This is a genomic window from Donghicola sp., from assembly GCF_025210255.1.
Classification (GTDB): domain Bacteria; phylum Pseudomonadota; class Alphaproteobacteria; order Rhodobacterales; family Rhodobacteraceae; genus Donghicola; species Donghicola eburneus.
The window spans coordinates 17926-43619 of sequence record NZ_JAOARZ010000037.1; the positions used below are offsets into that span (position 1 = coordinate 17926).

The window sequence follows — 25694 nt, forward strand, 5'->3', positions numbered from 1 at the left end:
TTTGTGTCATCCCGATTGCATCTGCGGCAGACTGACGCCATATAGCGGTCAAGCAAAGGAGCGTTGGATGACCCATTATCTCGACTTCGAAAAACCGCTAGCCGAAATCGAAGGCAAAGCCGAAGAGCTGCGCGCGATTGCCCGTCAAAGCGAAGAGATGGATGTCGAAGACGAAGCAAAGGCATTGGACCGTAAGGCCGATACCCTGCTGAAAGAGCTGTACTCAAGCCTGACCCCTTGGCGAAAATGCCAAGTGGCACGCCACCCCAACCGTCCGCATTGTCAGGACTATATCGACGCTCTGTTCACCGAGTATACCCCGTTGGCGGGTGACCGGAACTTTGCCGATGATCACGCGGTTATGGGCGGTATGGCGCGTTTGAACGGAACGCCTGTGGTCGTCATTGGTCAAGAAAAGGGCCACGACACCAAGACCCGCATCGAACGCAATTTCGGCATGGCCCGCCCCGAGGGCTACCGCAAGGCGATTCGCCTGATGGAACTGGCCGATAAGTTCAACATGCCTGTCGTGACGCTGGTGGACACGCCCGGTGCCTACCCTGGCAAGGGCGCAGAAGAGCGCGGCCAATCCGAGGCCATCGCCCGCTCGACCGAGAAGTGTCTGCAAATCGGTGTGCCGCTGGTTTCTGTTGTGATTGGCGAAGGTGGCTCGGGCGGCGCAGTGGCCTTTGCGACCGCAGATCGCGTCGCGATGCTCGAGCACTCAGTGTATTCGGTCATCTCCCCCGAGGGCTGCGCCTCGATCCTGTGGAAAGACGCCGAAAAGATGCGCGAAGCTGCTGAAGCGTTGCGTCTGACTGCTCAGGATCTACACAAGCTGGGCATCTGCGACCGGATTATCTCCGAGCCGATGGGCGGCGCCCACCGCGACCGCGAGCACACTCTGGCCTCGGTCGGCCGCATGCTCGAACAGATGCTGGCCGATGTTTCTGGCCTGAGCGCAAACGAGTTGGTCGCACAGCGCCGCAAGAAGTTCTTGGACATGGGGTCCAAAGGGCTCGCAGCCTAAGCTTCTTTTTACAAAAAATACTCAAGCAAAAGCGGAGACATCGTCTCCGCTTTTCTCGTTCAGCTGGCCAAAAGGCGCAGGCCGTGGGTCACATCGGACCGCACAGCCAAGCGCAGGCCCGGCTCGTCCCCTGCCTTGAGTGCAGCGATAATATGGCGGTGGTGAATAGGCGGCTCGGTCCGGTTTAAACGCCCATATAGCGCGCGCATGGTGGGCCCGAGCTGCAGCCAGACGGTCTCAGTCATCGCGAGCATCGCGGGGGCCTGAGCACGCAGGTAGAGCGTGCGGTGGAATTCTAGGTTGGTCCGAATATAGCCGACCGCGTCATGCTTTTTGACGTTCATGCTGATGTTGGCGTGAATGCTCTCGAGCCGGTCAATCAGCGCCATGTGCGCACGCGGCAGGGCACGGGACGCGAGCTCTACCTCCAAGAGCGCGCGCAGGGCGGCCAACTCCTCGATCCGGTCGTTTGACAGCTCTGGCGTGGCCACTCGGCCAGACGCGCTGAGCGTGAGGGCGCCCTCGGCCACCAGACGGCGTAGCGCCTCTCGGGCCGGTGTCATCGATACTCCGAACTCTTTGCCGATGCCGCGCAATGTGAGCGCTTCGCCCGGTCGCAATTCGCCGTGCATGATTCGGGTCCGCAACTGGCGATAGGTGCGATCGTGGGCCGCCATCGGTGTCCCCGACTCGGCCGCTTTCTGAGAGGACATCAACATGACTTAGGATGTGATCACAAACTCAGAGGAAATCAATCTTCAAAACGGAAAGCGTGCAGCTTTGCGCCATCGCGTCGCAGCCATTCGCGCTGTTTTGCGCAGGGACCGTAGATTTTTTCGACCGCGCCCCAAAAGGCTGCAGAGTGATCCATATGTTGCAAATGAGCGACCTCGTGCGCGGCCACGTAGTTCAGCACATCCGGCGGCGCCATAATCAGGCGCCATGAAAACATGAGTTTACCGTCGTGGGTACAAGAGCCCCATCGCGACCGCGTATCCTTTAGCAAAATAGCGCTGTAGGCGCGATCAAGACGGCCCGCGTAGTGGTGCGCGGCCTCGGCAAAACGGGAGCGTGCCCGCTCACGGAAAAAGCCCTTGATCCGTGCACCAGCGTTTTGGCCGCCACGGGGCAACGCGATCTCGTTATCTGTCAGAACCACCCTCGCGCCATCCGTGACTGAAATCCGTCTTGGACGTCCCTCGAACGGGACCACACCACCCACCGCCAAAGTCTGCGTAGGGACGTGCTGCTCTAACTGGCTTCGAATCCAGCCCTCTTTTTCACGGACAAAAGCGAGCCCCTCACGTTCGGACGCGGCCGTTGGCAAAGTCAGGGTGACACGTCCATCCAAACGCGACACACGCAAGGTGAATCGCCGTGCGCGCGCCGATCTTCGCAGAACGACGGGCACTGGGGGGTTGCCAGAAAGGATATGTTGTCCCATATGCGCGCTCCAAGTGGTGTCTTTATTAGCCTTTGACACCCGTCCGACCTTATGGCAGGGGTCTTCGACCGCCTGCAAGCACCAGAAAGCGAAAGGGATCACCCATGCCCAAAGAAGAATGGGGCGTCAAACGCGTATGCCCGACCACCGGCAAACGCTTCTACGACCTGAACAAGAATCCGATCGTCAGCCCCTACACCGGCGAGATCGTCAACATCGATACCGGCAAGCGTAATTCCTTTGTCGCAGAGGATACCGCCCGCAAGCTGAAGCCCAAAGCGGCTGAAGAAGAGGATGATGTCATCCTGGATGATGACGATTCTTCGGACGTTGATCTGGACGATGATCTGCTGGACGACGATGACGATGATAACGTCTCGCTCGACGAGCTGGCTGACGTCGCAGCTGACGACGACGACAACTAAAAAAATTCGAACGGGGGATGTGTTTTGCGCTTGCACTCCCCCGTTCGCTTATCTAATTAGCGCGACACGCACCAACGGTGCACCTGATGGGGCCATAGCTCAGCTGGGAGAGCGCTTGCATGGCATGCAAGAGGTCAGGGGTTCGATCCCCCTTGGCTCCACCAATTTCTTCTTAAAACTGACAAAAGTTTTACCGATTAAGGATCGGTTCGTTTCGCTTTTTGTTTTCAGTTTTTGCACGCCCGCTTTTGCGCGCACCCTCGAACCTCATTATTTTTGTTTTTGTTGGCTTCACGCTTTGCGAATGCCAAAAGAAGATTTCATTTGTTAACCCAGCGTCAATAAATTGCGCGGGGTTACTATCGTATTCAGCCTTTCAACTTATGGGGGAGTCACGTTTTTCTCACCTCCCTCATCCGTGAGCCAACAATTTTCTCAATCCATTAAGAGTGATCCGTCACAGGCGCAAACCCCAACAATTTCAATTGAATACCCTTTCAGATCGGCCAATTCGTTCCGACTTTCTTTGCGCCTTGAAAAAAATGTTTATTTACGCTGGAAAAATGTCATGATGGTTCTTATTACAAGTCAATCACTCACACGAAGAAGCGTTGGTAAACAACGGATGGGAATGGCAATGGATATCGACCTGGACTCACTCGACCTCACCGAGCTGAAGAAACTTCAGAAAGATGTTGATAAAGCAATCAACGAATATCAGGATCGCCGACTAAGCGAAGCACGCGCAAAAGTCGAAGCCGAGGCCCGCGCAATGGGCTTTTCGCTGGCGGAACTGCTAGACGGAAAGAAAAAGGCGACGGCTTCGAAATCTCCGCCGCGCTATCGTCACCCCGAAGATCCGACCGTCACCTGGACTGGCCGTGGCCGCAAACCCGCTTGGGTTCTCGAGCACATCGAAGCCGGAAAACCGATGGAAGATCTGGAAATCTAAAAAAAGGCGCCCGAGGGCGCCTTTTTTATTGCGCCAATTTTCGTAGCGGCAGTGAAACGGTAAAAATCAGAGCCGCTGCAGCAACGATTGACGGCCCTGTTGGCGTGTCGAACCAATAAGAGCCCATCAGCCCCCCAAACACCGCCAGAACACCAATGAGCACAGCCCAGAGCGCCATAGCCTCTGGCGTGCGCGAGAGCGAGCGTGCGCTTGCAGAAGGCAGCAGCAGCATAGCCGAGATGAGCAGTGCACCCACGACCTTGATCGCAATTGCGACGGTCAGGGCCAACGCCAACGTCAAAAGCAACTGTTCTCGCTTTGGGGAAATTCCCGCCGCGACCGCAAGCTCCGGATTAAGTGTCGAAGTTAGCAAAGATTGCCAGCGCCAAACCAGCAATGCCAAAACCAGAGAGGCACCAGTGTATATCACCATCAAATCGTTGGATCCGACAGCAAGGATATCGCCGAACAATAAGCTGGAAACATCTATTCGAACGCCCTGAACGAAACTAATAGCCACCAAACCTATGGCCAATGCCGAATGGGCCAAAACTCCGAGCGTGGTGTCCATCGCATGACCCCGAGCAGACAAAGCGGAAACGGCAAGACCCATTGCAAGAGCAATGAGAAGCGTTCCGAAAGTCAAAGGCAGCCCTAAAATCAAGGCGAATGCGACCCCCAAAACCGCGGCGTGCGCTGTCGCATCACCAAAATACGCCATACGCCGCCAAACAACGAAACAGCCCAGAGGACCGGTCGCAATTGCCAAGCCGATGCCAGCCAGAAGGGCGCGTAAAAGAAAATCATCAATCATGGCAGCACCCGTTTTCATCGTGGCTGTGGTCGTGGTGGTGTTCGTAAATTGCCAAAGTGCTCGAGTCGCTGATCCCGAATAATGCTTGATACTCGGGCGCGTTTTGCACAACGCTTGGTGTGCCTTGGCAACAAATATGACCGTTCAAACAAATGACGCGGTCAGAGGCACGCATCACCACATGAAGATCATGGCTCACCAATAAAACCGCACAACCGAGGTCGCGACGCACTTCTTCGATCAATTCATAGAATGCGACAATGCCCGGATGGTCCAATCCTTGGGTCGGTTCGTCCAAAATCAAAATATCTGGCTCAGACAAAAGTGCGCGGGCCAAGAGGACCCTTTGGAATTGTCCGCCCGAGAGGTCAGACATTTGCCGCTGTTCCAACCCTGCGACGCCCGTGCGCTCTAAGGCGCGCAAAGCAAGGTTATCACTGATCCGACGCGGCAGAGATAAAAACCGGCGAACCGTCATGGGAAAACTCGCATCGATCGCCAGCTTCTGTGGGATGTAGCCAATGCGAAGGCCTTTGGCCCGCGCGATTTGCCCACTCGACGGCGTCAACACCCCCAAAAGAGCCCGGATCAGGGTCGATTTCCCAGACCCGTTGGGGCCGATCACCGTGACGATCTCGCCTTTCTCGATCTGGAAATCCACATCTCGCAGGACGGGCGTCGATCCGTGAGTCACTGACATATTTGTAGCCGCAATCAGCATTACTCAGCTCCGGCACAGCTGGGACACGTGCCCAGAACCTCGATATTCACACGCTCTACGGCGAAGTCGTGACCCCGCGCAGAGTCCTCGACGGCCGTCCGAACGGCGTCGGCAGGCGCTTCGGCGACGGCCTCGCAGCTCTGACAGATCAGGAACAGGGGGCTATGCGCTTCGCCCGGGTGCATACAAGCGGCAAAGGCGTTCAGACGGTTGATCCGGTGGGCCAGCCCATGCTCGACCAGAAATTCCAACGCGCGATACGCAACGGGCGGCTGATTCCCGAATCCATCGGCGGCCAAGCGGTCCAGCACTTCGTAAGCGCCCATCGCGCGGTGCTCTGACACCAAGATTTCCAAGGTGCGGCGCCGAACCGGCGTCAGGCGCAATCCTTCACGGCGGACCATATTTTCCGCATGTTCCAGCACATCATGCGTGCAGCTGTCATGGTTGTGGGCATGGAATGCTGGCGACGTCTCGGACATTTTCAAGCTGCCTATTGTTATATTATCACGTTACAGTATATGAGAACCTCCGAACGACCTCAAGGAGACCTCATGCGCAATACACTCACGACCCTCGCGCTTTTTATGGCGGGCACCGCAAATGCTGCACCGCTCAGCGTTGCGACCGACATCCCTCCGGTGCACTCTCTGGTCTCTATGGTGATGGGAGACCGCGGCGAAGCGGTTCTTTTGATGGACCAAGGCGCGGACGCACACGATTTCCAGCTCCGCCCAAGCCAAGCCCGCAGCGTGGCGAACGCGGATAGCGTGATCTGGATGGGGCCCGAACTGACCCTATGGCTGGATGATGCACTGGAGTCTCTGCGCGGCGATGGCGCGACGATGGCTTTGCTGGATATCGAAGGGACCGTGCACCGAGGATACGCCGAGGATCACGAAGGCCACCTGCACGAAGAAGACGCGCATCACGACGATGACGATGACCATGCCCACGAAGAAGAAGCCCATGACGCCCATGATGACGAGGCGCACGGCGATCATGACGGTCACGATCACTCGGGCGACGATCCCCATGCATGGCTTGACCCCGAGAATGCAAATATCTGGGTGTCGGCCATCGCCGCGCATCTGACTGATCTCGACCCCGAGGGTTCCGAGATCTATGCGCAAAATGCGATGCGCGCGTCGATTGACTTGGAAAACCTGATCGCAGAGACCCGCGAGACGCTGGCACAAAGCCACGATACGCCGATTGTTGTCTTCCACGAGGCCTACGGCCACTTTGCAGGCCGCTTCGATGTACATATTGCCGGGAGCATTGCTTTTGGGGATGCCGCAGCACCGGGTGCCGCGCATCTGTCCGAGCTCCGACACCAAGTCGAAGAAGAGGGCGCGAAGTGCATCTTTGCGGAGCCACAGCACAACGCAGCCATGGCGGAACAGATTGCAGAAGAACTTGGCCTTTCGGTCGGGATGCTCGACCCAATGGGGTCAGAGCTCGCGCTGGGGGCAGACCTTTACCCTGCTTTGATCAGCCAGATGGCGACCGCAATCGCCACCTGCCAAGAGAGTTAACCACTCGTCGCGGCCTCGTACCATTTCACGATGGCCGCACGCTCTTCGTCTTCGATGTAGGACAGGTTTGCAGGCGGCATGGCGTGGCTCAGGCCCGCCTGCAAATACACAGCGCGGGCGTTGCGGATGATCTCTGTTTCGGTGTCCAGCCGTACACCTTTGGGGGCCCAAAGGACGCCCTCGTAAAAGGGCTCTGCGGCGTGGCACATGGAACACCGCCCCATCACGATATCATGCACATCCTCCCAGCCCTCGGCCTGCGCGAACTGCACTAAGCCAACTTGAACCTCTTGCTCGGCCTCATCGGCACGGAACATGGGCGCGGTGGACAGCCACATAATAATGATGAACAGGATCGCGGTCACGGCCCACGTCCAATACGGCGTCCCTGTGCGGGCATGCATCGTGTTGAAGAAGTGGCGAATGGTGACACCCATCAGGAACACGAGGCTGGCGATCAGCCACGTATATTCGGTGCCAAAGGCCAGCGGGTAGTGGTTCGACAGCATCAGGAACACGACCGGCAGGGTCAGGTAGTTGTTGTGCGTGCTGCGCTGCTTGGCAATCTTGCCGTATTTCGCGTCGGGAATGCGGCCCGCGATCAGGTCTGCCACCACGATCCGCTGGTTCGGCATGATGATAAAGAACACGTTGCCCGACATGATCGTCGCGGTGAACGCCCCCAGATGCAGCATCGCCGCGCGGCCGGTGAAGACTTGGGTATAGAACCACGCCATCCCCACCAGAATGACGAACAGCAGAACCATGAGGCGGGTGTTGTTGTCGCCGAATTTGGTCTTGCAGATGCGGTCGTAGGCCAGCCAACCAAAGCCCAAAGAGCCCATGGAAATCAGGATCGCCTGCCACGGCGCAAGGTCCGCGATATTCGGGTCGATCAGATAGAATTCCGCACCCAGATAGTAGACCAGCCACAGCATGGCAAAGCCGGACAGCCAGGTCGCGTAGCTCTCCCATTTGAACCAGATCAGGTCTCCGGGCATCTGGTCGGGGGCCACAAGGTACTTCTGGATATGGTAAAATCCGCCCCCGTGGACCTGCCATTCCTCGCCATCTGCGCCGCTGGCCAGATTGCGGTCACGGTGCAGGCCAAGGTCCAACGCGATGAAATAGAACGACGATCCGATCCACGCGATCGCGGTGATCACATGCAACCAGCGAACGGCAAATTCCAACCACGCGCCCATAGCGGCGAGATCATACATAGGCAAACCTCCTGTTATCGAGGTGATCATAGCCAAGGGGCTATTCCCTTGATAATCAGGAAAGTCGGTGCAGGACTTTCAAATCAAGCCTGATAATCGCAGGAAGGCCCCATGAGCTATGTGAACAACATCCGGATGTTCGTGCGTGTCTACGAATTGGGCAGCATGTCGGCGGCCGCGCGAGATCAACGGGTGTCTGCCGCCGTGGCCTCGGCCCGCATTGCCGAACTGGAAAAGCATCTGGGGGTGCGCCTGTTCAACCGGACCACGCGGGCGCTTCATGCCACCGAACATGGGCAGGTTTTCTACACCGGCGCCTGCGAGATTATCGAGGCGATCGACCGCGCCGAAGCCGCCGTGATGGAGCGCAGCCAGTCTCCCCGCGGGACGGTCTTTGTGGCGGCGCCGTTGGGCTTGGGGCGTCGACTGATTGCGCCTCATGTCCCTGCGTTTAAACGGGAATATCCGGATATCGACGTGCGCCTGCGTCTGTCAGACCGCGTGATCGATGTCACAACCGAGGGGCTGGATCTGGCCTTCCACATCGGCCCCCTTGCGGACAGCGACCTGAAGGTCCGCGTGATCGCCGACATCCCGCGCCTGCTGTGCGCTGCGCCGTCCTATATCGCGGAACGCGGGATGCCAGAGGACGGCAAAGCCCTCGTCGAGGATCGGCACGACTGCCTGAATCTGCGCTTTCCGGGGGCCAAGGAATTCCAGTGGACCCTGCAAACCGAAAAGGGCCCACGCCGGTTCGAAGTCACAGGCACGCTCGAATCCGACGACGGTGATGTGCTAACGAATTGGGCACTCGACGGCTGCGGGATTATCATGAAACCCGTCTACGAGGTCGCCGAGCACCTGAACAGCGGCGCGCTCATACCCGTAGCCGAACGCACGCCGCCTATGGCGACTCAATTGGCGTGCCTATCCCCCAGCCGCCGCTTTCGCGACCCCAAGGTGCAGCTCTTCCGCGACTTCATGGTCGCCCGCTGCAAAGAGGCGCTGGACACTCAGCTGCCGCGATAGGTCGACATGCCAAAGGGCGAGATCAGAAGCGGCACGTGATAGTGCGACTCCGCATCGCTGATACCAAAGCGGATCGGCACAACGTCCAGAAAACGCGGCTCTTCTTGCGGCACACCGCTGGCGTCCAGATAGGCGCCCGCCTGAAACACCAGTTCATAGACGCCAATCGCAAATTCCCCTGCAGGCAGGATCGGCCCATCGGTGCGGCCATCGTCATTTGTCACTTTGGTCGCCAGATGCACCCGCGCCTCGCCCTCGATCCGATAGAGGTCAATGGTCAACCCTTGGGCCGGAACGCCCTTTGCCGTGTCCAGAACGTGGGTGGTCAGATATCCGTCAGCCATGGTTTGCTCCTTTTGCTGGCAGTGATCCTAGGGGGTTGCCGCGAACATGGGCACTCTTTGCATATCGACCCGCCATAAAAACTGTTTCAAATAATTTTTGATAATCAGTTGCCCATCGGCTGTCATACTGCTGTCGCAAAGAAAGGACTTCCCCAAAGATGACCCGCTACGCTCGTAATATGATCGGATACGGCCCCGATGCTCCAGACCCGCAATGGCCGGGTGGCGCAAAAATCGCCGTGCAGTTCGTCCTGAACTACGAAGAAGGCGGCGAAAACTGCGTGTTGCACGGGGATCAGGCATCCGAGGCGTTCCTGTCCGACATCGCAGGCGCCGCTATGTGGCAGGGCAAACGCCACTGGAACATGGAGTCGATCTACGAATACGGCGCACGGGCGGGTTTCTGGCGCCTTCATCGCCTGTTCACCAGCGCGGCGATCCCCGTGACGATCTACGGCGTGGCCAGCGCTTTGGCACGTAGCCCCGAACAGGTCGAAGCGATGAAGAACGCCGGTTGGGAAATCGCCAGCCACGGCCTGAAATGGGTCGAACACAAAGACATGCCCGAGGACGAAGAGCGCGCTGCCATCGCCGAAGCGATCCGTCTGCACACCGAAGTGGTCGGCGAGCGCCCCCTTGGCTGGTACACCGGCCGCTGCAGCGAAAACACCGTACGTCTGGTCGCCGAAGAAGGCGGATTTGCCTATGTCAGCGACACCTATGACGACGACCTGCCATACTGGCTTGAGGTCGGGGATCGCGACCAGCTGATCATCCCCTACACCTTAGAAGCCAACGACATGCGCTTCGCCACCGCGCCGGGCTATATCACGGGCGAGCAGTTCTATCAGTACCTGAAAGACGCGTTCGACACCCTGTACGCCGAAGGATCTGATGGCCGCCCCGCCATGATGTCGATCGGCCTGCACTGCCGCCTGATCGGCCGACCGGGCAAAATGGCAGGCCTGAAGCGGTTCATCGACTATATCGCGGGCTTCGAAGGTGTTTGGACCCCAACCCGCCTAGACATCGCAGTGCATTGGGCAAAAACCCATCCTCACACCCGCAAAACGCGCCCCAGCCAGATGGACCGCGACACCTTTGTCGGCACCTTCGGCGGCATCTTCGAGCATTCCCCGTGGATCGCCGAGCGCGCCTATGATCTGGAACTCGGCCCAGCCCACGACCGTGCCGCTGGGGTCCACAGTGCTCTGGCCCGCATGTTCCGCAGTGCCAGCTATGACGAGCGCCTTGGCGTGCTGCGCGCCCACCCCGATCTGGCCGGAAAACTGGCCGCGGCCAAACGCCTGACTGCCGAAAGCACCTCAGAACAGTCCAGCGCGGGCCTCGACGCCCTGACAGACGCCGAGCGCGCCCAGTTCACCGAACTGAACACCGCCTATACCGAAAAACACGGCTTCCCGTTCATCATCGCCGTCCGCGACCATGACAAAGCCTCGATCCTGTCCGCCTTCCAGCGCCGGATCGCCAACGACACCGCAACCGAATTCACCGAGGCCTGCAAACAGGTCGAACGTATCGCCCGACTGCGCCTCGAGGATCTGCTATGACCCAATACGCCTTCCCCCCCGGTGGCCTGCCCAAACAAGACGGCGATCCCGTCGGAACCGCCATCTTCACAACCGCCTACGCGGTCCTGCCCGCCTGCACCCACCGCGATATTGTCACCAGCCTGCTGCCGGACTGGACCGACACCCGCGTCTGGATTCTGGCCCGCCCCTTGTCGGGCTTTGCCGAAACCTTCGCCCAATACGCGGTGGAGGTCGCCCCGAACGGCGGCTCCACTCGCCCCGAGCCGAACCCCGATGCCCAAGCCGTGCTCTTTGTCGCCAGCGGCACCATGACCCTGACGCTGGACAGCCAGACCCACACCCTGACGGCGGGCGGCTATGCCTACATCCCGCCCCACAGCGCCTGGGCCGTCCACAACCCTGCCGACGAGCCTCTGCAATTCCACTGGGTCCGCAAGAAATACCAAAGCGTCCCCGGCCTCTCGCGCCCAGACGCCTTCATCACCAGCGATCTGGAACGCACGCCGACCCCCATGCCCAACACGGACAAATGGGCCACCACGCGCTTTGCCGATCCCAACGACATCCGCCACGACATGCACGTCAACATCGTGACCTTCCAGCCGGGTGGCCGCATCCCCTTTGCCGAAACCCACATCATGGAACACGGTCTCTACGTGCTAGAGGGCGAAGCAGACTACCTGCTGAACGACCAATGGGTCCGCGTCGGTCCCGGCGATTTCATGTGGCTCCGCGCCTTCTGCCCCCAAGCTTGCATCGCCCGCGGCCACACCCCGTTCCGCTACCTCCTCTACAAGGACGTGAACCGCCATCCGGACCTCACGCTCTAATGCTTCATCTTTGCCAAAATACTCTCGGGGGGAGGCGCAGATGCGCCGGGGGGCAGACAGCCCCCTCCCCCGCTCAAAGGCCCTACTATGACTAAAATCACCGCGCTCCCCCTCACTGCCGAAGCTTTCGCCCCGTTCGGAGACGTCCTGACCACCGCAGGCGAACCGGACAAAATCATCAACGCAGGCTTCTGCGGACGCTACCACGACCGCGCCGATATGGATTTCGGCCCCGAGGGACGCGCAGGCATTAGCCTGTTCAACGCTGTTCCACGTGAAATGCCCTACACTTGCGATCTGATCGAACGCCATCCCGAAGGATCACAGGCATTCATTCCGATGCATGAGAATGAATGGCTTATCATCGTGGCCGAAGGGCAGGACGATATCCCGGGCCCGATCCATGCCTTCATCGTGCCGCCCCACACCGCCGTCAATCTGCACCGCGGCACGTGGCACGGAGTGCTGACCCCGCTGCACGGGCCGGGCCTGTTTGCCGTCGTCGACCGCATCGGCACCACCGTGAACCTCGAAGAATTCTGGTTGGACGCACCCGTCACTGTCGATCGCGCCTAAGCGCGACGCACCAAAACAAAAGAGCGGCCACAAGGCCGCCATCACCCCCATCAGGAAGGGAACAAAGTAATGTCTGACGCATCCATCGGCACTCCAGCCGAACTAAAAGACCCGAATTACACGCCCCCACTCGCCAAGGCCGTGCCGCTGGGAATTCAGCACGTTTTGGCGATGTTTGTTTCTAACGTGACACCTGCGATTATCATCGCTGGCGCTGCGGGTTTCGGGTTCGGCTCGAACTCGCCTGACTTTCCGCAGATGATCTACATGATCCAGATGTCGATGTTCTTTGCTGGCATCGCGACTCTGTTCCAGACGATTGGCATAGGTCCCGTGGGCGCCAAACTGCCCATCGTACAGGGCACCAGTTTTGCGTTTATCCCGATCATGATCCCGCTCGTCGCGGGCAAAGGCGTGGATGCTATGGCGGTCCTTATGGGCGGCGTATTCCTTGGCGGTATCTTCCACTTTATTCTGGGCCTTTTCATCGGGAAAATCCGGTTCGCCCTGCCGCCTCTGGTCACCGGCCTTGTGGTCACGATGATCGGTCTGGCGCTGGTCAAAGTCGGCATCCAATACGCCGCCGGCGGTGTACCCGCCATCGGCACCGAAGAATACGGCAGCGCGCAGAACTGGTTCGTCGCCTTTGTCGTGATCATCGTAACGCTGGCGCTCAAGTTTTTCACGCGTGGGATGCTGTCGGTATCTGCAGTGCTGGTCGGCTTACTTGCGGGCTACGTCGTTGCCTACCTCATGGGCATGGTCAGCTATGGAAACGTAAGCAATGCGGCCACTTTGGCGCTGCCAAACCCGCTGCACTTTGGCCTCGAATTCACAGTCGCTGGTGTTGTCGGTTTCTGCCTGATGGCGTTCGTTTCGGCTGTTGAAACCGTGGGCGACGTGTCGGGCATCACCAAAGGTGGCGCTGGCCGCGAAGCCACCGACAAAGAGATCCAAGGCGCGACCTTTGCTGACGGTTTAGGCACTGCTGTTTCGGGCCTTTTCGGCGCCCTGCCCAACACATCTTTCAGCCAGAACGTCGGCCTGATCGCCATGACCGGCGTCATGAGCCGCCACGTGGTCACCATCGGCGCGATCTTCCTGATCGTCTGCGGCCTGATCCCCAAAGTCGGCGCGATCATTTCCACCTGCCCGATCGAAGTCCTTGGTGGCGGTGTGATTGTCATGTTCGGCATGGTCGTCGCCGCGGGTGTCTCAATGCTATCTGATGTGGACTGGAACCGCCGCAACATGGTGATCTTTGCGATTGCCCTAAGCCTTGGCTTGGGTCTGCAGTTGGAGCCCGGTGCCCTGCAGCACCTTCCCCAGTCGATAAAGGTACTGGCAACGAGCGGCATCCTACCCGCAGCGCTGATCGCGATCGTGCTGAACCTGGTACTTCCCGAAGAACTGGCCGACGAATCGACCGAAGAAATCTCGGGCGGCATGAAGGGCCACCGTTAATTTATAGGGCAGAACTGCTGTCTTAGTCAGGGCGCGATCCATCCGGATCGCGCCCTCTCTCGTCTTCGAGCACACGCCAAAGTGCACGGGTCCGAGCTTAAACACACATTCCAGTCTTGTGTTATTCATAAAATTGAATATTTAGAGGTGACAGTTTTTCGGAGGAGTGCCCCATGGATCTGCGTCAGATCGACAAGACCGTTTCAGTCAGCCCACAGATTGAGTCCGCTGATCTGGCCGCCATCAAGGCCGCCGGATTCCGCGCCATCATCTGCAACCGTCCCGATGGCGAAGGGGCTGACCAGCCAACGTTCGAGGAAATCGAACGCGCCGCAAAAGAGGTCGGGCTGGAGGCCTGCTACATGCCCGTAACATCGGGCATGGTGACCGACGAAGAAGCTGCCAAGTTTGGCGAAGCGCTGGTTGAACTGCCCGGTCCCGTGCTGGCCTACTGCCGCACTGGCACCCGCTCGGCCACCCTGTGGTCACTGTCGCAAGCCGACAAGAAATCCTCATCGGACATTCTAGCTGCCACCAAGGGCGCGGGCTACGACATGGCCGGCGTGGTCCGCCGCATCGTGAATGGCGGCAAAACCCCCACCAGCGAAGGCGACGCAAAGTTCGACGTGGTGATCGTGGGCGCTGGTGCTGCTGGCATCTCGGTCGCATCAAGCCTGCGCGCCCGCCAACCCAATCTTGAAATCGCGCTGATCGATCCTGCGGACATCCACTACTATCAGCCCGGCTGGACGATGGTGGGCGGCGGCGTTTTCGACCCTGAAACCACCTCGAAAACCATGGGATCGCTCATCCCCCACGGCGTCCACTGGATCAAATCGGCCGTTGCAGCGTTCGAGCCTCAGAACAACGCTGTCGTCCTGGATGGCTGCCGCGTCGTGAAATACGACCGCCTGATCGTCTGCCCCGGACTGAAGCTGAACTGGAACGCGATCCCCGGTCTGGTCGACACCTTGGGCCGCAATGGCGTGACCTCGAACTACCGCTACGACCTTGCCCCCTACACCTACGAATTGGTGAAGGGCATGAAGAGGGGCCGCGCGATCTTTACCCAGCCGCCGATGCCGATCAAATGCGCAGGCGCCCCGCAAAAGGCGATGTACCTGTCCGGCGACAACTGGCAGCGCAATGGGGTTCTGCCCAACATTGACATCCAATTCATGAACGCTGGCGGTGTTTTGTTCGGTGTCAAAGACTATGTCCCCGCGCTGGAAGAATATGTGAAGCGTTACGACGCAACCCTGAACTTCTTCCACAACCTCGTGTCGATCGACGGTGATGCGAAAACCGCGACTTTCAAGGTGTCGAAACCCGACACCGAGCCGACCGAGGTCACAACCGAGTTCGACATGATCCACGTGGTTCCGCCCCAGTGTGCTCCTGATTTCATCCGCGTGTCGCCCTTGGCAGACTCTGCTGGCTGGGTCGATGTGGATCAAGCCACGCTGCGCCACAAAACCTACGAGAACGTCTGGTCGCTTGGGGACGTGATGAATGCGCCCAACGCAAAGACCGCTGCGGCGGCCCGCATCCAAGCGCCCATCGTTGCCGAAAACGTCAGCGCCGACATCGAAGGCAAGTCGCCCCGCGCGGTCTACAACGGCTACGGCTCCTGCCCGCTGACCGTCGAACGCGGCAAGATTGTCCTAGCCGAGTTCGGCTACGGCGGCAGCCTGCTGCCCAGCTTCCCCACGTGGATTTTGGACGGCACCAAGCCGACCCGTTTGGCGTGGCTGCTCAAAGAGCAGATCCTGCCGCCCGTTTACTGGAAAGCCATGCTGCGCGGTAAAGAATGGATGGCGACCCCTGAAAAAGTCAGCGCAAGCTGATCCCTACGGGTGGGCGCACCCTCCGGTGCCCGCCAATTCCTACCTTCCCGAGAGGCCAAGTTATGGCACGACGCACCACCTCGCTTAAACGCTACTTCCCGATCTTTGACTGGCTGACCAGCTACAACAAAGAGACCCTGACCAGCGACCTCGTGGCCGCCGTCATCGTTACGATCATGCTGATCCCACAGTCGCTGGCCTATGCGCTGCTAGCGGGTCTGCCAGCCGAAGTTGGCCTCTATGCCTCTATCGCCCCTCTGGTGATCTATGCCGTGTTCGGCACCTCTCGTGCTCTGGCGGTGGGCCCTGTGGCTGTCGCCTCTCTGATGACTGCTGCCGCTGCGGGTCAGTTGGCCGCGAACGGCACTCCTGAATACTACACAGCTGCGATCCTGCTGGCGTTCTTGTCCGGCTTGATGCTGACCGTGATGGGCCTGCTGCGTTTGGGCTTTCTGGCGAACTTCCTCTCGCACCCCGTGATTTCGGGCTTCATCACCGCATCCGGCGTGATCATTGCGGCCAGTCAGGTGCGCCACATCCTCGGGATCCAAGGCGGCGGCGACAACCTCATCGAGATCGTCCACCGCATCTTTGAGAACATCGGCCAAGCGAACCTGCCCACGATCATCATCGGCGTGGCGACCACAGCCTTCCTGTTCTGGGTACGCGGCAATCTGAAGCCTCTGCTCGCCAAGATCGGTCTGACCGGACAGCTCGGCGCTGCTCTGGCACGTACTGGCCCCGTCGCTGCCGTTGTCGCGACCACACTGGTCACCTACGGTCTCTCGCTGGATCAAGCAGGTGTCAAAGTTGTGGGCGACATCCCCACCGGCCTGCCCGGCCTCGCCGTTCCCAGCTTCGACCTAGGCCTCTGGAGCCAGATCGCTATCCCTGCCCTCCTGATCTCAATCGTCGGGTATGTCGAGACGATCTCGGTCGCGCAAACTCTGGCCGCCAAACGCCGACAGCGCATCGACCCTGACCAAGAGCTTATCGGTCTGGGCACCGCGAACCTTGGCTCGGCCCTGTCCGGCGGCTTTCCTGTCACAGGTGGCTTCTCGCGCTCGGTCGTGAACTTTGACGCAGGCGCGCAGACCCCCGCTGCAGGTGCGTTCACCGCAGTCGGCATTGGTCTTGCGACCCTGTTCCTGACCCCTGCCCTGTTCTTCCTGCCCAAAGCGACACTGGCCGCGACCATTATCGTTGCTGTGCTCAGCCTCGTAGATTTCTCCATCCTGAAAAAGACATGGGCCTACTCGCGCGTCGATTTCGCTGCTGTCTTCGTCACTATTGTGGTTACTCTGGCATTCGGAGTGGAAAAGGGCGTGTCGGCGGGCGTTCTGCTGTCCATCGGCCTGTTCCTCTACAAAACCTCGCGTCCACACATTGCAGAGGTCGGCCTTGTTCCCGGCACCCAGCACTTCCGCAACATCCGTCGCCACGACGTAAAAACACATCCCAGCCTGCTGACCATCCGCATCGATGAAAGCCTATACTTCGCGAATGCCCGCTACCTCGAGGATTACGTGATCGACCGTGTGGTCTGCGATCAGCCGATCAAGAACGTCGTCCTGATGTGCAGCGCCGTGAACGAGATCGACATGAGTGCCCTCGAAAGCCTCGAGACGATCAACACTCGGTTGTCGGAAATGGGCATCAAACTGCACCTGTCCGAGGTCAAAGGCCCTGTGATGGACCGCCTGCAGCGCAGCCACTTCCTGCATGAACTGACCGGCAAGGTCTTCCTCGCGCAGTACGATGCTGTGGTGGCCCTCTGGCCCGAAGCCTCGCGCCCCGCTGTCGCCTAAAAACATTGACCCGCGCGCCTTTTTTCCGCTAGGCGCGCGGGCATGACCTCATCCGCGAAAAACACCTTATGGCACGGCGCCCTGATCGAAGGCGCAACCGCCACCCTCTGGACCTTTGACGCGGGCCGCACGACAGGGCCCACTCAGACAGAGACCCTACCCGACAATACAATCATCGCAGGCGACAGCAGCTACACCATAGCTGTGCCCTGCCCTGTGACGCCCGATGCGCTGCCCTCAAACGGCTCGCAGCGCGTCCTGCCCACAGCGACCCAAGCCAGCCCGCGCGACCGCCTGACATGGGCCCGCGTGGCCGCCATCGGTTTCCAGAGCCTGAACCACGAATGGGACGGCATCCTCTGCCTGCCGGGCGACGACACCACCTACTGGGTCCATCTGTCGGCCAAAGAGATCGTAAGCTTCCAAGGCTGCGCAACCCCGCATCTGGCCCGTACCCTGAACGCAGGTACGACCCCGGACACCGAGGCCGCAGAACAAACCATGTCTCGCCCTGCAAACCTTGCCGCGCAAATCCACACTGCGCAGGTCAGCCAGAACGCAAACGCTCTACTCGGTCATCTCTTGGGTGCTGAAATCGCTGCGACCCGCCCCTACTGGCTGGGTCAAGAGGTCGCCCTGATCGGCACGACACCGATCACCGAGGCCTATGCCTCCATCCTGAACGCTCAGCACGTACCCATAATCCGCGCTGACGGCGCGAAAATGGTGGAAAAGGGCTTCCAGATCCTGAACGCCCTCTGATCTTCAACTTGGGACAAAATACCCCCGCCGGAGGCGGAAATGCCGCCTCCACACGCGCAGCCAATCAGGCTTCGCTGAGCTTGTCTGCAAAGTCTTTGTGCACATACTTTGCATCGCAATAACCGCACTCGACATAGCCGTTGACCTCGTCGACCTGCAGCCACACGCGCGGATGGCCCAGAGCGCCCTCGCCGCCATCACAGGCAACACGATAGGTATCTACGATCTTGGTTTCCGGTGCTTTGGTGGTCATATCTGTCCTCACAGTTGTCGCAGGGCGCTTAGCGCGTTAGGTGCGATACTATCGGCACATTGGCAAGGGGCAAGAGCGGTGAGCAACGCGATCGAAATCGAAGGGCTTCGGAAAATCTACAGCGGCAGCGGAAAATCCGCGCACAAAGAGGCTCTGAAGGGCATCGACCTGTCCATTCCCCGCGGATCGGTGTTCGGCCTGTTGGGCCCAAACGGCGCGGGCAAATCGACGCTGATCAATATTCTGGCGGGCCTCGTGGTGAAAACCGAAGGGGCCGTGCGCATCTGGGGGTGGGATCAGGACAAGAACCCGCGCCAATCCCGCGCCTCGATCGGGATCATGCCGCAAGAACTGAACCTAGACCCATTCTTTACCCCGCGCGGATCGCTCGAAGTGCAGGCAGGCCTCTATGGCGTTCCTCGCAGCCAACGCCGTAGCGATGAAATCCTGAAGTTTGTTGGCCTTGAAGACAAAGCAGAGGCCTATGCCCGCACCCTATCCGGGGGCATGCGCCGCCGCCTTCTGCTGGGCAAAGCACTGGTCCACCGCCCCCATATTCTGGTGCTGGACGAACCGACCGCGGGCGTCGACATCCAACTGCGCCAGATGCTGTGGAACAACGTCCGCAAGCTCAATCAGGAAGAGGGCATGACCATCATCCTGACCACGCACTATCTGGAAGAGGCCGAAGAGATGTGCGACGAAATCGCCATCATCAACGAAGGCTCTCTGGTCGCCCGCGATACGACTGCCAATCTGCTGGGGCGCTTGGATGCCAAGGCGATGGTGATCCAGCCCGAAACCACGCCTGACCGCCTGCCCGAGGGCGAGGGTCTGGACGTGTCGACCCGCCACGACGGCGCTTTGGTCATCCGGTATCACAGCAAGCAGATCACCGCAGACCGTGTGCTGCACGCAGTTCATGACGCGGGGATCGTGATTCGCGATGTGAAGACCGAGCAGGCGGATCTCGAAGACGTCTTCCTGAAACTGACCCACCACGCCTGAGCGTCAGGAATAGATGCCTGACCAGATATCTGTGATCGCCTCCTGATCACCGGACAGAATGGGCTGCAAGAACTCTCCGACGGCGCCAATTGCGCCGTCCATGACCTCGCCACCGACCTTGCCCGCGAAGCGCCCCGCCAGATCGGACATAGCTCGCTTCATCAACCCACGGAAGGATGGATCATCCAGTTTGCCCGCACGGTAGAGGCCGCGCTTCACCTCGGCTTGCTGATCCGTAGTCATGAATTCCTCGAGCACACTTGCCAGCCCAGACACTGGCAGCCGCACCAGACTGAGATTGAAACTGGCGTCCGTGACGACACGCGCACGGCGGCAGATTTCACGCAGATGCGCCTGAACGACAGGGTTCTCGACTTCGAGCACGAACCAGTTGGCGTCTCGAAAATAGCTGTCATTCATGATGACCGACCGCACCTGATCGTCCAGCTGACCCGACTGAGTCTGGCGGATTTCAAGATCGAACATCAGGTTGCGCGCTTTGCTACGACTGACACGTAGGTCTGCCATCAACTGATAGAGCGGGGTATTCTGCGCAACAACGCCTGCATCCCGCAGAGTTCGGTAGATCATCAGGTCCACTTCGCGCTTTGGCAGCACCCCGAACGCAGGCTGTGCATACTCTTCCAGCAACCGTCCCAGCAACGCTTGCAGCTCCGACGTCTCCAGCTTGTTTAGCGCACCTGCGATATCCATAGAAAAAGGCCCTCCGTTTCCAGAAAGCCTTTGGCAAATCGCGTGAATGGGCGGTAAACCGACCGTGCATTACTCGGCCTTGGCTAGCATGCGGCCCAGATTACGGCCACCCAGAATGTGGAAATGCAGGTGGGGCACTTCTTGGATCGCGTTCTCGCCCGCGTTGGCGATGGTGCGGAAGCCGCCGTCCTTGACGCCGACCATCTCGCAGACCTTGCCAAAGGTCCGGTTGAAATCGAGGATCTCTGCGTCCGACGCCTCCTGACAGAAGTGATCATAGCAGACATAGGGGCCCTTGGGGATCACCAGCACGTGGATCGGTGCCTGAGGGTAAATGTCGTGGAACGCCAGCGTGTGCTCGGTCTCCAGAACGGTTTTGTTCGGGATCTCGCTGCGCAGGATTTTCGCGAAAATGTTCTGATCGTCGTAGGTGTAGGACATCGGCAGCCTCAGTCAGAGAACAGGTAATGGATTTGCATAATCTCTAGCGCTGTATCGCGTTCAACCTCAAGGAAACGTGCCAAGGCTTCGGCATTTTCCTCGGGGTCGGCTTCTTCGCTGATGCGTTCGTAGTTCTCGTATTCCTTGTCGCGAATGCGGTCGAGCTCGTGATGCAGGTCGTTCCGCAGGGTTGGCACCAGACGGTCGAGCTGTTCGTCTGTCGTGTGATCGCCCGCCAGCCCCGTCCGTTTTGCATGACCGGCTAAATATTCATCACTAAACGAGCAGTCGATCTCGAGCACGCGGGTCGTCGAGCGGTCCGACATGAAGTCCTGCAAGAGATCAAGATTCGAAGGGTCCATGCAAAGAATCATCTTGTCGGTCTCGTAGACCTCGTAGAGCATCCGCACCAGCACGCGGCGGTGGCGAGCGCGCTTGTCCAGACTGCTCTGGATGCCACCAAGATCGGGCAGCGGCGTTCCCTCTTCCTCAAACAGGTATTCGACGCCCGCGATGTCCACGCGCTGTTTGATCTGGTCGAGCAAACGCTTTGCCACGTGCCACTTCTTGCAGACGATGATGAGCAGTTCGCGGTGGCGCCCGAGGGTCGCCTCAGCCTCCCAGAAACGGGGGGCAAAGCGGCGCCCAACACGGCCACGACCTGCAAGAAATTTGTACAAGTTGCGCCCCTCATCCGAGATGCGGAATTCCACATCCTCGGTTGCCCACAGCTCACCCAAACGGGCGCGCAACTCTTTGGCTTCGGGGCTGATCTTGCGCGCAAACAGGAAGTTCTGCGCCAGAAGCATATCGTAGTGGTCGTTATAGAAATTCACCGGCATCCCGTAGTCGTTGAACATCAGGAATGTCAGCGTGCGGGTTTCGATTTCCTTGGCGGGCACCAGATGGCGGACCAGCGTCTGAAAGAACGTCTCGTCAGGAATCCACGTGGTCCGGAAAAAGCGCATGACATCCTTGCGCTGCTTGGTGAAGTCTAGGATCGCTTCGACAGTTTCGCGGCGTAGACACCACCACTGACTACCGATTTGCACATCGATATCATGCGGAATTTCGCGGGTCAGGCCCAACCGCTGCTGCCACTCGAGGCTCTTGTAGAAAAGCCACTTACTGTTTCGCTCATTGAACCAATGGCGGTAGATCAGGCGCTCTTCCTTGATCCCCGTTTTGATCCAATCGCTCGAGAAGAAATCGAAACTCTCGATGAAGTCGCAATCGTTCGAATCCAGAAACTCGTGCGCATATTCGGCAGTTTTGACTGACATGCAGTCACCGGACAGCATGTAAAAATGAGTTGCACGTGGGAAAGCCTCGGTCGCGGCTTCGACCGCGTACAAGGATGCCTCAACGAGGCTCCATTCGCCCCAGCCACATTTGATGCGTTTTTTGGCGAAAGCGACGTTCGGGTTCGGCCCCAAAGCCTCTTTGATCATGGCAAAATGTTCGGGTTTCGCCCGCGCATCAAAGTGGATCGAGATGTAGTCACCTACCGCGGTCAGCCGCTCTGCCTGATCAATAATCGCTTTGGGGTCTTTATGGCAGAGAAGTATAAATGCAATGCGCGACATGTGCTCCACAATCCAGTAAAACGCGTCCATACCTTGTTAGGCGAGATGCGGAATTGAATAAACCGCAATTCTTTGCTTTGTATTAGTAATATTGAACGCGAGCCGCGTTTCGGAGGATTGTGTATGGGATTTCCAGGGACCTGGATGACCGAGAGCGAGAGCGTCGTTTACCGCGTCGTTCCCAAGTGTGCCTGCTCGACCATTGGGCAGATCATGTTCTATTCGGACCATGGTCGTTTCTTTGACGGAGACATTCACGACTCCAAGTCCGGCCTCCATAAGTGGTCACAAGACGACAGCCAGCCGCTGATCGAGCGCAACGTGCTGTCGCACAAAAGTTATGCGTTCACCTGCGTGCGCAACCCCTACACCCGCGTGCTGTCGTCGTTCTTTGACAAGATTTGCGGCATCCAGCGGAATGGGCGCCGGTATCGCGGCAACCTCGTCCCCCTGCTCATCCAGAAATACGGGATTGAGGTCGGCGGCGAGGACGGCAAGCAAGAGTTCGACCAGATCAAATCGTTCCGCCGCTTTCTGCTGTTCACCCGCGACACCATCCGTTGGCGCCGCCCGATGGAACCGGACATCCACTGGTCGGCCATGGCGGGCCACGTCAGCACCTTCATCGTGAACGGCGGGCGCTACGACAACATCTTCTGGACCGAGAAGTTCAACGACGGCATGCAGAGCGTTCTGGACGCAATCGAGACGCCAAACACCGTCGATCTGGCGAACATCCCGCGCTTCAACGAATCCGAAGGCCATGGGCCCAAGCGCGCCCACCCGGTCGAGGATTACTTTGACGATCTGTCGATGCATCTGGTCAAAGAAATCTACCACCGCGATTTCGAGCTGTTCAAATACGACTTTGACAACCCGGGCAACAAGATGCCCATCGGCGAGATTGACCTCGACGAGGTTCACGCCAAACTTGGTGAATAAATGCAGAAACGCCCGATCCAGACCGGACCGGGCGTTTTCTTTTATTCGCCGTAGGGCACCCAGATATTCTTGATCCGGGTAGCGGCCTCCAGGAACTCTGTCCCTTCGCCGTCCTCGCCCATCCAATCGCGGGTCAGGGCGTTGTTCACCCAAGTCCGCTTGAGGTTGGTGGTGCTGGCAGCCTCGATCTGGCCGGACAGGTCGGTGCTGCTAAAGCTCCAGACCGCGTCCAGATCCATGTGCTGCGCCATCGTCTTGGCCAGATCGCCGTGGCAACCAGCCAGGATATTCACCACGCCTGCGGGCACGTCCGAGGTTTCGAGCACTTGAATGAAATCCGTCGCCAGCAGAGGATAGGGTTCGGACGCCACCAAGACCGAGGTATTTCCCATCGCCATCAGCGGCGCCATCACCGACACCAACCCCAGCAAGGGCCGCTCATCGGGGCAAAGCGCGCCCACCACGCCGACGGGTTCATTCATGGCCATGGCCACGCCCTTGATCGGAACGCCGTGCACGCGGCCATCGTATTTGTCGGCCCACGCGGCATAGGTGAACAGGCGGTTAATGGCGGCCTTCACTTCGGCAGTGCCATCGCCGCGTCCAGTCAGGGCATCAATCCGCTCGGCGAACTCATAGGCCCGCGCCGACAGGTTTTCCCCCAGATAGAACAGGATTTGCGCGCGCAGGTGGCCGGTGGTTTTGGCCCAGCCTTTGGCACCGTGCGCGGCCTCAACCGCGTTGCGGATATCCTTGCGGCTGGCAATACTGACCTGCCCCGCCAACGCGCCATCGGCCTGCCAGACGGGCTGGGAATAGCCGCCATCAGGACGCGCCTGCTTGCCGCCGATATACAGCTTGGCCGTCCGGTCGATGGAGTCCACGGGTAGACCGTCGCCCTCTTTGGGCTCAACCTTGGCCAATTCGCGGGGCTCGCGGTTTGGGCGGGTATAGGCGCTCAGCCCCTCCCATCCGCCTTCGCGGCCAAAGCCGCTCTCGCGCACACCGCCGAAACCGGCCGCCGCGTCGAACAGGTTGGTGCCGTTCACCCAGACCACACCGGCGGCCAGTTGCGGGGCCACATCCAAAGCGCGGTTGATATTCTCGGTCCACACACTGGCGGCCAGACCATAGCGCGTGTTGTTTGCGATCTGCACAGCCTCTGACGGCAAGCGGAAGGTCGTCGAGACCAGAACCGGCCCAAAGATTTCCTCTTGCATCAGGGTGTCGGCGGGCGACAGGCCGGTGATCAGGGTCGGCGGGTAATAGCAGCCCTCGGCGGGCATTTCGGCGGCGCTGCGATAGAGTTCGCCCGCGGTGTTCCCATCGACTAGTTTCGTGATCGTCTCGACCTGCACGGGGTCCACGATCGCGCCCACGTCGATGCATTTGTCCAATGGGCTTCCGATCCGCAGCCGGTCCATCCGGGCCTTCAGCCGTGCGTGGAAATCATCTGCGATGCCCTCTTGGACGATCAGGCGCGATCCGGCGCAGCAGACCTGCCCTTGGTTAAACCAGATCGCATCGACCAATCCCTCGACCGCGCTGTCCAGATCGGCATCCTCGAACACGATGTAGGCGGACTTGCCCCCCAGTTCGAGCGTCAGCCCCATGCCAGCCCCAGCCGTCGCCTCGCGGATTTTGCGTCCTACAGAGGTCGAGCCTGTGAAAGCGACCTTGTCCACGTCAGCGTTCACCACCATCTCGCCCACCGCGCCGTCGCCGGTCACGATGTTAATCACGCCCGCGGGCAGGCCGATCTGGCGGCAGATGTCGGCAAAGCACAGGGCCGTCAGGCTGGTGTATTCGGCGGGCTTCAGCACCGCGGTGTTGCCCATCGCGATTGCGGGCGCGACCTTCCACGCCAGCATCAGCAGCGGGAAGTTCCACGGGATCACTTGTCCGCACACGCCCACGGGGGCACGGTCAGCCATGGTCTTGTCCATCAACTGCGCGTGGCCTGCGTGGTGGTAGAAGTGGCGCTGAACCAATGGGATGTCGATATCGCGGGACTCGCGGATCGGCTTGCCGTTGTCCAAAGTCTCCAGCACGGCGAGCAGCCTCCCGTGTTTCTGCAGCGCACGGGCGAGCGCGTACATGTACCGCGCACGGCCTGCCCCGCCCAAAGCCTCCCATTTCGGCTGGGCCGCGCGGGCGGCATCCACAGCGGCATCCACGTCGGCTTGGGTCGCTTGGGTCAGTTCGGCCAGAACCTCGCCCGTGGCAGGGTTGCGGGTTTCAAAGGTGTCGCCAACCTCGGTGAAGGCACCGTTGATAAAATGGCCAAAGCTGCTGCCATTATCGACCAGCCAAGCCAGCGCCTCGGCGGCGGATTCGGGGGCGGGACCGTAGCTCATGGTCTCAAAAATCTCTTTCACGGACATGTCGGA

Annotated in this window: 26 protein-coding genes and 1 tRNA gene; 15 read left to right on the forward strand and 12 right to left on the reverse strand. The window is 59.4% G+C overall.

What is annotated here, in order from left to right:
- Positions 1-67 precede the first annotated feature (67 nt).
- Positions 68-1030 (forward strand): acetyl-CoA carboxylase carboxyltransferase subunit alpha, encoded by a 963-nt coding sequence (locus N4A58_RS16815; protein ID WP_293711655.1) that lies wholly within the window; start codon positions 68-70, stop codon positions 1028-1030.
- Between the two features lie 59 nt (positions 1031-1089).
- Here the strand turns inward: N4A58_RS16815 and N4A58_RS16820 are convergent, their stop codons facing one another.
- On the reverse strand, positions 1090-1707 hold the full coding sequence (locus N4A58_RS16820) for a GntR family transcriptional regulator (protein WP_293711658.1): 618 nt from the start codon (positions 1705-1707) through the stop codon (positions 1090-1092).
- Between the two features lie 74 nt (positions 1708-1781).
- Entirely contained in the window at positions 1782-2474 is a 693-nt protein-coding gene (locus tag N4A58_RS16825) for a M48 family metallopeptidase (protein ID WP_293711661.1), read from the reverse strand.
- Positions 2475-2578: 104 nt separating this feature from the next.
- Here N4A58_RS16825 and N4A58_RS16830 point away from each other — a divergent pair, with 104 nt between their 5' ends.
- The 3 genes from N4A58_RS16830 to N4A58_RS16840 all read left to right on the forward strand — a co-directional run bounded on the left by N4A58_RS16830 (position 2579) and on the right by N4A58_RS16840 (position 3851).
- Complete coding sequence (locus N4A58_RS16830; protein WP_072708193.1) at positions 2579-2899, forward strand: TIGR02300 family protein; 321 nt, start codon at positions 2579-2581, stop codon at positions 2897-2899.
- An 88-nt stretch (positions 2900-2987) separates the two neighbouring features.
- Positions 2988-3063, forward strand: a tRNA-Ala gene (locus N4A58_RS16835).
- 404 nt (positions 3064-3467) lie between these two features.
- The gene (locus N4A58_RS16840; protein WP_338060987.1) at positions 3468-3851 is read left to right on the forward strand and encodes an H-NS histone family protein; all 384 of its coding nucleotides are present in this window, start codon (positions 3468-3470) and stop codon (positions 3849-3851) included.
- Between the two features lie 25 nt (positions 3852-3876).
- On the opposite strand, the gene N4A58_RS16845 is transcribed toward N4A58_RS16840, so the two are convergent.
- The 3 genes from N4A58_RS16845 to N4A58_RS16855 are packed head-to-tail and all read right to left on the reverse strand — an operon-like array spanning position 3877 to position 5868.
- Positions 3877-4665: a metal ABC transporter permease gene (locus N4A58_RS16845; RefSeq protein ID WP_293711666.1), complete on the reverse strand. Its 789-nt coding sequence runs from the start codon at positions 4663-4665 to the stop codon at positions 3877-3879.
- The gene (locus tag N4A58_RS16850; RefSeq protein ID WP_293711669.1) at positions 4658-5386 is read right to left on the reverse strand and encodes a metal ABC transporter ATP-binding protein; all 729 of its coding nucleotides are present in this window, start codon (positions 5384-5386) and stop codon (positions 4658-4660) included. Before N4A58_RS16850 ends, N4A58_RS16845 begins: the two co-directional genes overlap by 8 nt.
- A complete protein-coding gene (locus N4A58_RS16855) occupies positions 5386-5868 on the reverse strand; it encodes a Fur family transcriptional regulator (RefSeq protein WP_293711672.1) in 483 nt (160 codons plus the stop codon). The genes N4A58_RS16850 and N4A58_RS16855 overlap by 1 nt, the downstream gene beginning before the upstream one ends.
- Positions 5869-5940: 72 nt before the next feature.
- Here N4A58_RS16855 and N4A58_RS16860 point away from each other — a divergent pair, with 72 nt between their 5' ends.
- Positions 5941-6924: a zinc ABC transporter substrate-binding protein gene (locus N4A58_RS16860; RefSeq protein WP_293711675.1), complete on the forward strand. Its 984-nt coding sequence runs from the start codon at positions 5941-5943 to the stop codon at positions 6922-6924.
- Here N4A58_RS16860 and N4A58_RS16865 read toward each other — a convergent pair.
- A complete protein-coding gene (locus tag N4A58_RS16865; RefSeq protein ID WP_293711678.1) occupies positions 6921-8147 on the reverse strand; it encodes a urate hydroxylase PuuD in 1227 nt (408 codons plus the stop codon). The two genes, N4A58_RS16860 and N4A58_RS16865, sit on opposite strands and share 4 nt — an antisense overlap.
- A 111-nt stretch (positions 8148-8258) precedes the next feature.
- Here N4A58_RS16865 and N4A58_RS16870 point away from each other — a divergent pair, with 111 nt between their 5' ends.
- The gene (locus N4A58_RS16870; protein ID WP_293711681.1) at positions 8259-9176 is read left to right on the forward strand and encodes a LysR family transcriptional regulator; all 918 of its coding nucleotides are present in this window, start codon (positions 8259-8261) and stop codon (positions 9174-9176) included.
- Here the strand turns inward: N4A58_RS16870 and uraH are convergent.
- Positions 9161-9520, reverse strand: coding sequence for a hydroxyisourate hydrolase (uraH, locus tag N4A58_RS16875; RefSeq protein WP_293711684.1), 360 nt, complete (start codon positions 9518-9520; stop codon positions 9161-9163). The two genes, N4A58_RS16870 and uraH, sit on opposite strands and share 16 nt — an antisense overlap.
- Positions 9521-9678: 158 nt before the next feature.
- Here uraH and puuE point away from each other — a divergent pair, with 158 nt between their 5' ends.
- The 7 genes from puuE to N4A58_RS16910 all read left to right on the forward strand — a co-directional run bounded on the left by puuE (position 9679) and on the right by N4A58_RS16910 (position 18360).
- Positions 9679-11091 carry an allantoinase PuuE gene (puuE, locus tag N4A58_RS16880; RefSeq protein WP_293711687.1) on the forward strand — a complete coding sequence of 471 codons (1413 nt, stop codon included), beginning with the start codon at positions 9679-9681 and terminating at the stop codon, positions 11089-11091.
- Positions 11088-11903, forward strand: coding sequence for a bifunctional allantoicase/(S)-ureidoglycine aminohydrolase (locus tag N4A58_RS16885; protein ID WP_293711690.1), 816 nt, complete (start codon positions 11088-11090; stop codon positions 11901-11903). The genes puuE and N4A58_RS16885 overlap by 4 nt, the downstream gene beginning before the upstream one ends.
- 87 nt (positions 11904-11990) lie before the next feature.
- Positions 11991-12479: an ureidoglycolate lyase gene (locus N4A58_RS16890; protein WP_293711693.1), complete on the forward strand. Its 489-nt coding sequence runs from the start codon at positions 11991-11993 to the stop codon at positions 12477-12479.
- A gap of 69 nt (positions 12480-12548) precedes the next feature.
- Positions 12549-13943 (forward strand): nucleobase:cation symporter-2 family protein, encoded by a 1395-nt coding sequence (locus N4A58_RS16895; RefSeq protein WP_293711696.1) that lies wholly within the window; start codon positions 12549-12551, stop codon positions 13941-13943.
- Between the two features lie 173 nt (positions 13944-14116).
- Positions 14117-15790, forward strand: a complete 1674-nt coding sequence (locus N4A58_RS16900; RefSeq protein ID WP_293711699.1) for a bifunctional protein tyrosine phosphatase family protein/NAD(P)/FAD-dependent oxidoreductase — start codon at positions 14117-14119, stop codon at positions 15788-15790.
- Between the two features lie 62 nt (positions 15791-15852).
- Positions 15853-17598 carry a SulP family inorganic anion transporter gene (locus tag N4A58_RS16905; RefSeq protein WP_293711702.1) on the forward strand — a complete coding sequence of 582 codons (1746 nt, stop codon included), beginning with the start codon at positions 15853-15855 and terminating at the stop codon, positions 17596-17598.
- Between the two features lie 42 nt (positions 17599-17640).
- Positions 17641-18360: a 2-dehydro-3-deoxygalactonokinase gene (locus N4A58_RS16910; protein ID WP_293711705.1), complete on the forward strand. Its 720-nt coding sequence runs from the start codon at positions 17641-17643 to the stop codon at positions 18358-18360.
- Positions 18361-18424: 64 nt separating this feature from the next.
- Here N4A58_RS16910 and N4A58_RS16915 read toward each other — a convergent pair whose 3' ends face one another.
- The gene (locus N4A58_RS16915) at positions 18425-18613 is read right to left on the reverse strand and encodes a zinc-finger domain-containing protein (protein ID WP_293711708.1); all 189 of its coding nucleotides are present in this window, start codon (positions 18611-18613) and stop codon (positions 18425-18427) included.
- A 78-nt stretch (positions 18614-18691) separates the two neighbouring features.
- Between N4A58_RS16915 and N4A58_RS16920 the strand changes: the two genes are divergently transcribed.
- Entirely contained in the window at positions 18692-19621 is a 930-nt protein-coding gene (locus N4A58_RS16920) for an ABC transporter ATP-binding protein (protein WP_293711711.1), read from the forward strand.
- A 3-nt stretch (positions 19622-19624) separates the two neighbouring features.
- Here the strand turns inward: N4A58_RS16920 and N4A58_RS16925 are convergent, their stop codons facing one another.
- The 3 genes from N4A58_RS16925 to N4A58_RS16935 all read right to left on the reverse strand — a co-directional run bounded on the left by N4A58_RS16925 (position 19625) and on the right by N4A58_RS16935 (position 22362).
- Positions 19625-20335, reverse strand: a complete 711-nt coding sequence (locus tag N4A58_RS16925) for a hypothetical protein (protein ID WP_293711714.1) — start codon at positions 20333-20335, stop codon at positions 19625-19627.
- 69 nt (positions 20336-20404) lie between these two features.
- Positions 20405-20776 (reverse strand): HIT domain-containing protein, encoded by a 372-nt coding sequence (locus N4A58_RS16930; protein ID WP_293711717.1) that lies wholly within the window; start codon positions 20774-20776, stop codon positions 20405-20407.
- 8 nt (positions 20777-20784) lie between these two features.
- Positions 20785-22362, reverse strand: coding sequence for a DUF5928 domain-containing protein (locus N4A58_RS16935; protein ID WP_293711720.1), 1578 nt, complete (start codon positions 22360-22362; stop codon positions 20785-20787).
- A 123-nt stretch (positions 22363-22485) separates the two neighbouring features.
- On the opposite strand from N4A58_RS16935, the gene N4A58_RS16940 reads away from it, so the two are divergent.
- On the forward strand, positions 22486-23304 hold the full coding sequence (locus tag N4A58_RS16940) for a sulfotransferase family protein (RefSeq protein WP_072708239.1): 819 nt from the start codon (positions 22486-22488) through the stop codon (positions 23302-23304).
- A 41-nt stretch (positions 23305-23345) separates the two neighbouring features.
- Here N4A58_RS16940 and N4A58_RS16945 read toward each other — a convergent pair whose 3' ends face one another.
- Positions 23346-25688 carry an aldehyde dehydrogenase family protein gene (locus tag N4A58_RS16945; RefSeq protein WP_293711725.1) on the reverse strand — a complete coding sequence of 781 codons (2343 nt, stop codon included), beginning with the start codon at positions 25686-25688 and terminating at the stop codon, positions 23346-23348.
- Between the last annotated feature and the right edge of the window lie 6 nt (positions 25689-25694).

Bases quoted from the DNA above. Each gene is read 5' to 3' on its own strand.
- N4A58_RS16885 (WP_293711690.1), top strand. From the start codon at position 11,088: ATGACCCAATACGCCTTCCCCCCCGGTGGCCTGCCCAAACAAGACGGC.
- N4A58_RS16935 (WP_293711720.1), bottom strand. From the start codon at position 22,362: ATGTCGCGCATTGCATTTATACTTCTCTGCCATAAAGACCCCAAAGCG.
- N4A58_RS16840 (WP_338060987.1), top strand. From the start codon at position 3,468: ATGATGGTTCTTATTACAAGTCAATCACTCACACGAAGAAGCGTTGGT.
- N4A58_RS16825 (WP_293711661.1), bottom strand. From the start codon at position 2,474: ATGGGACAACATATCCTTTCTGGCAACCCCCCAGTGCCCGTCGTTCTG.
- N4A58_RS16870 (WP_293711681.1), top strand. From the start codon at position 8,259: ATGAGCTATGTGAACAACATCCGGATGTTCGTGCGTGTCTACGAATTG.
- uraH (WP_293711684.1), bottom strand. From the start codon at position 9,520: ATGGCTGACGGATATCTGACCACCCACGTTCTGGACACGGCAAAGGGC.
- N4A58_RS16925 (WP_293711714.1), bottom strand. From the start codon at position 20,335: ATGGATATCGCAGGTGCGCTAAACAAGCTGGAGACGTCGGAGCTGCAA.
- N4A58_RS16945 (WP_293711725.1), bottom strand. From the start codon at position 25,688: ATGTCCGTGAAAGAGATTTTTGAGACCATGAGCTACGGTCCCGCCCCC.
- N4A58_RS16895 (WP_293711696.1), top strand. From the start codon at position 12,549: ATGTCTGACGCATCCATCGGCACTCCAGCCGAACTAAAAGACCCGAAT.
- N4A58_RS16910 (WP_293711705.1), top strand. From the start codon at position 17,641: ATGACCTCATCCGCGAAAAACACCTTATGGCACGGCGCCCTGATCGAA.
- N4A58_RS16850 (WP_293711669.1), bottom strand. From the start codon at position 5,386: ATGCTGATTGCGGCTACAAATATGTCAGTGACTCACGGATCGACGCCC.
- N4A58_RS16915 (WP_293711708.1), bottom strand. From the start codon at position 18,613: ATGACCACCAAAGCACCGGAAACCAAGATCGTAGATACCTATCGTGTT.
- N4A58_RS16855 (WP_293711672.1), bottom strand. From the start codon at position 5,868: ATGTCCGAGACGTCGCCAGCATTCCATGCCCACAACCATGACAGCTGC.
- N4A58_RS16940 (WP_072708239.1), top strand. From the start codon at position 22,486: ATGGGATTTCCAGGGACCTGGATGACCGAGAGCGAGAGCGTCGTTTAC.
- N4A58_RS16845 (WP_293711666.1), bottom strand. From the start codon at position 4,665: ATGATTGATGATTTTCTTTTACGCGCCCTTCTGGCTGGCATCGGCTTG.
- N4A58_RS16830 (WP_072708193.1), top strand. From the start codon at position 2,579: ATGCCCAAAGAAGAATGGGGCGTCAAACGCGTATGCCCGACCACCGGC.
- N4A58_RS16865 (WP_293711678.1), bottom strand. From the start codon at position 8,147: ATGTATGATCTCGCCGCTATGGGCGCGTGGTTGGAATTTGCCGTTCGC.
- N4A58_RS16815 (WP_293711655.1), top strand. From the start codon at position 68: ATGACCCATTATCTCGACTTCGAAAAACCGCTAGCCGAAATCGAAGGC.
- N4A58_RS16930 (WP_293711717.1), bottom strand. From the start codon at position 20,776: ATGTCCTACACCTACGACGATCAGAACATTTTCGCGAAAATCCTGCGC.
- N4A58_RS16905 (WP_293711702.1), top strand. From the start codon at position 15,853: ATGGCACGACGCACCACCTCGCTTAAACGCTACTTCCCGATCTTTGAC.
- N4A58_RS16900 (WP_293711699.1), top strand. From the start codon at position 14,117: ATGGATCTGCGTCAGATCGACAAGACCGTTTCAGTCAGCCCACAGATT.
- puuE (WP_293711687.1), top strand. From the start codon at position 9,679: ATGACCCGCTACGCTCGTAATATGATCGGATACGGCCCCGATGCTCCA.
- N4A58_RS16890 (WP_293711693.1), top strand. From the start codon at position 11,991: ATGACTAAAATCACCGCGCTCCCCCTCACTGCCGAAGCTTTCGCCCCG.
- N4A58_RS16860 (WP_293711675.1), top strand. From the start codon at position 5,941: ATGCGCAATACACTCACGACCCTCGCGCTTTTTATGGCGGGCACCGCA.
- N4A58_RS16820 (WP_293711658.1), bottom strand. From the start codon at position 1,707: ATGGCGGCCCACGATCGCACCTATCGCCAGTTGCGGACCCGAATCATG.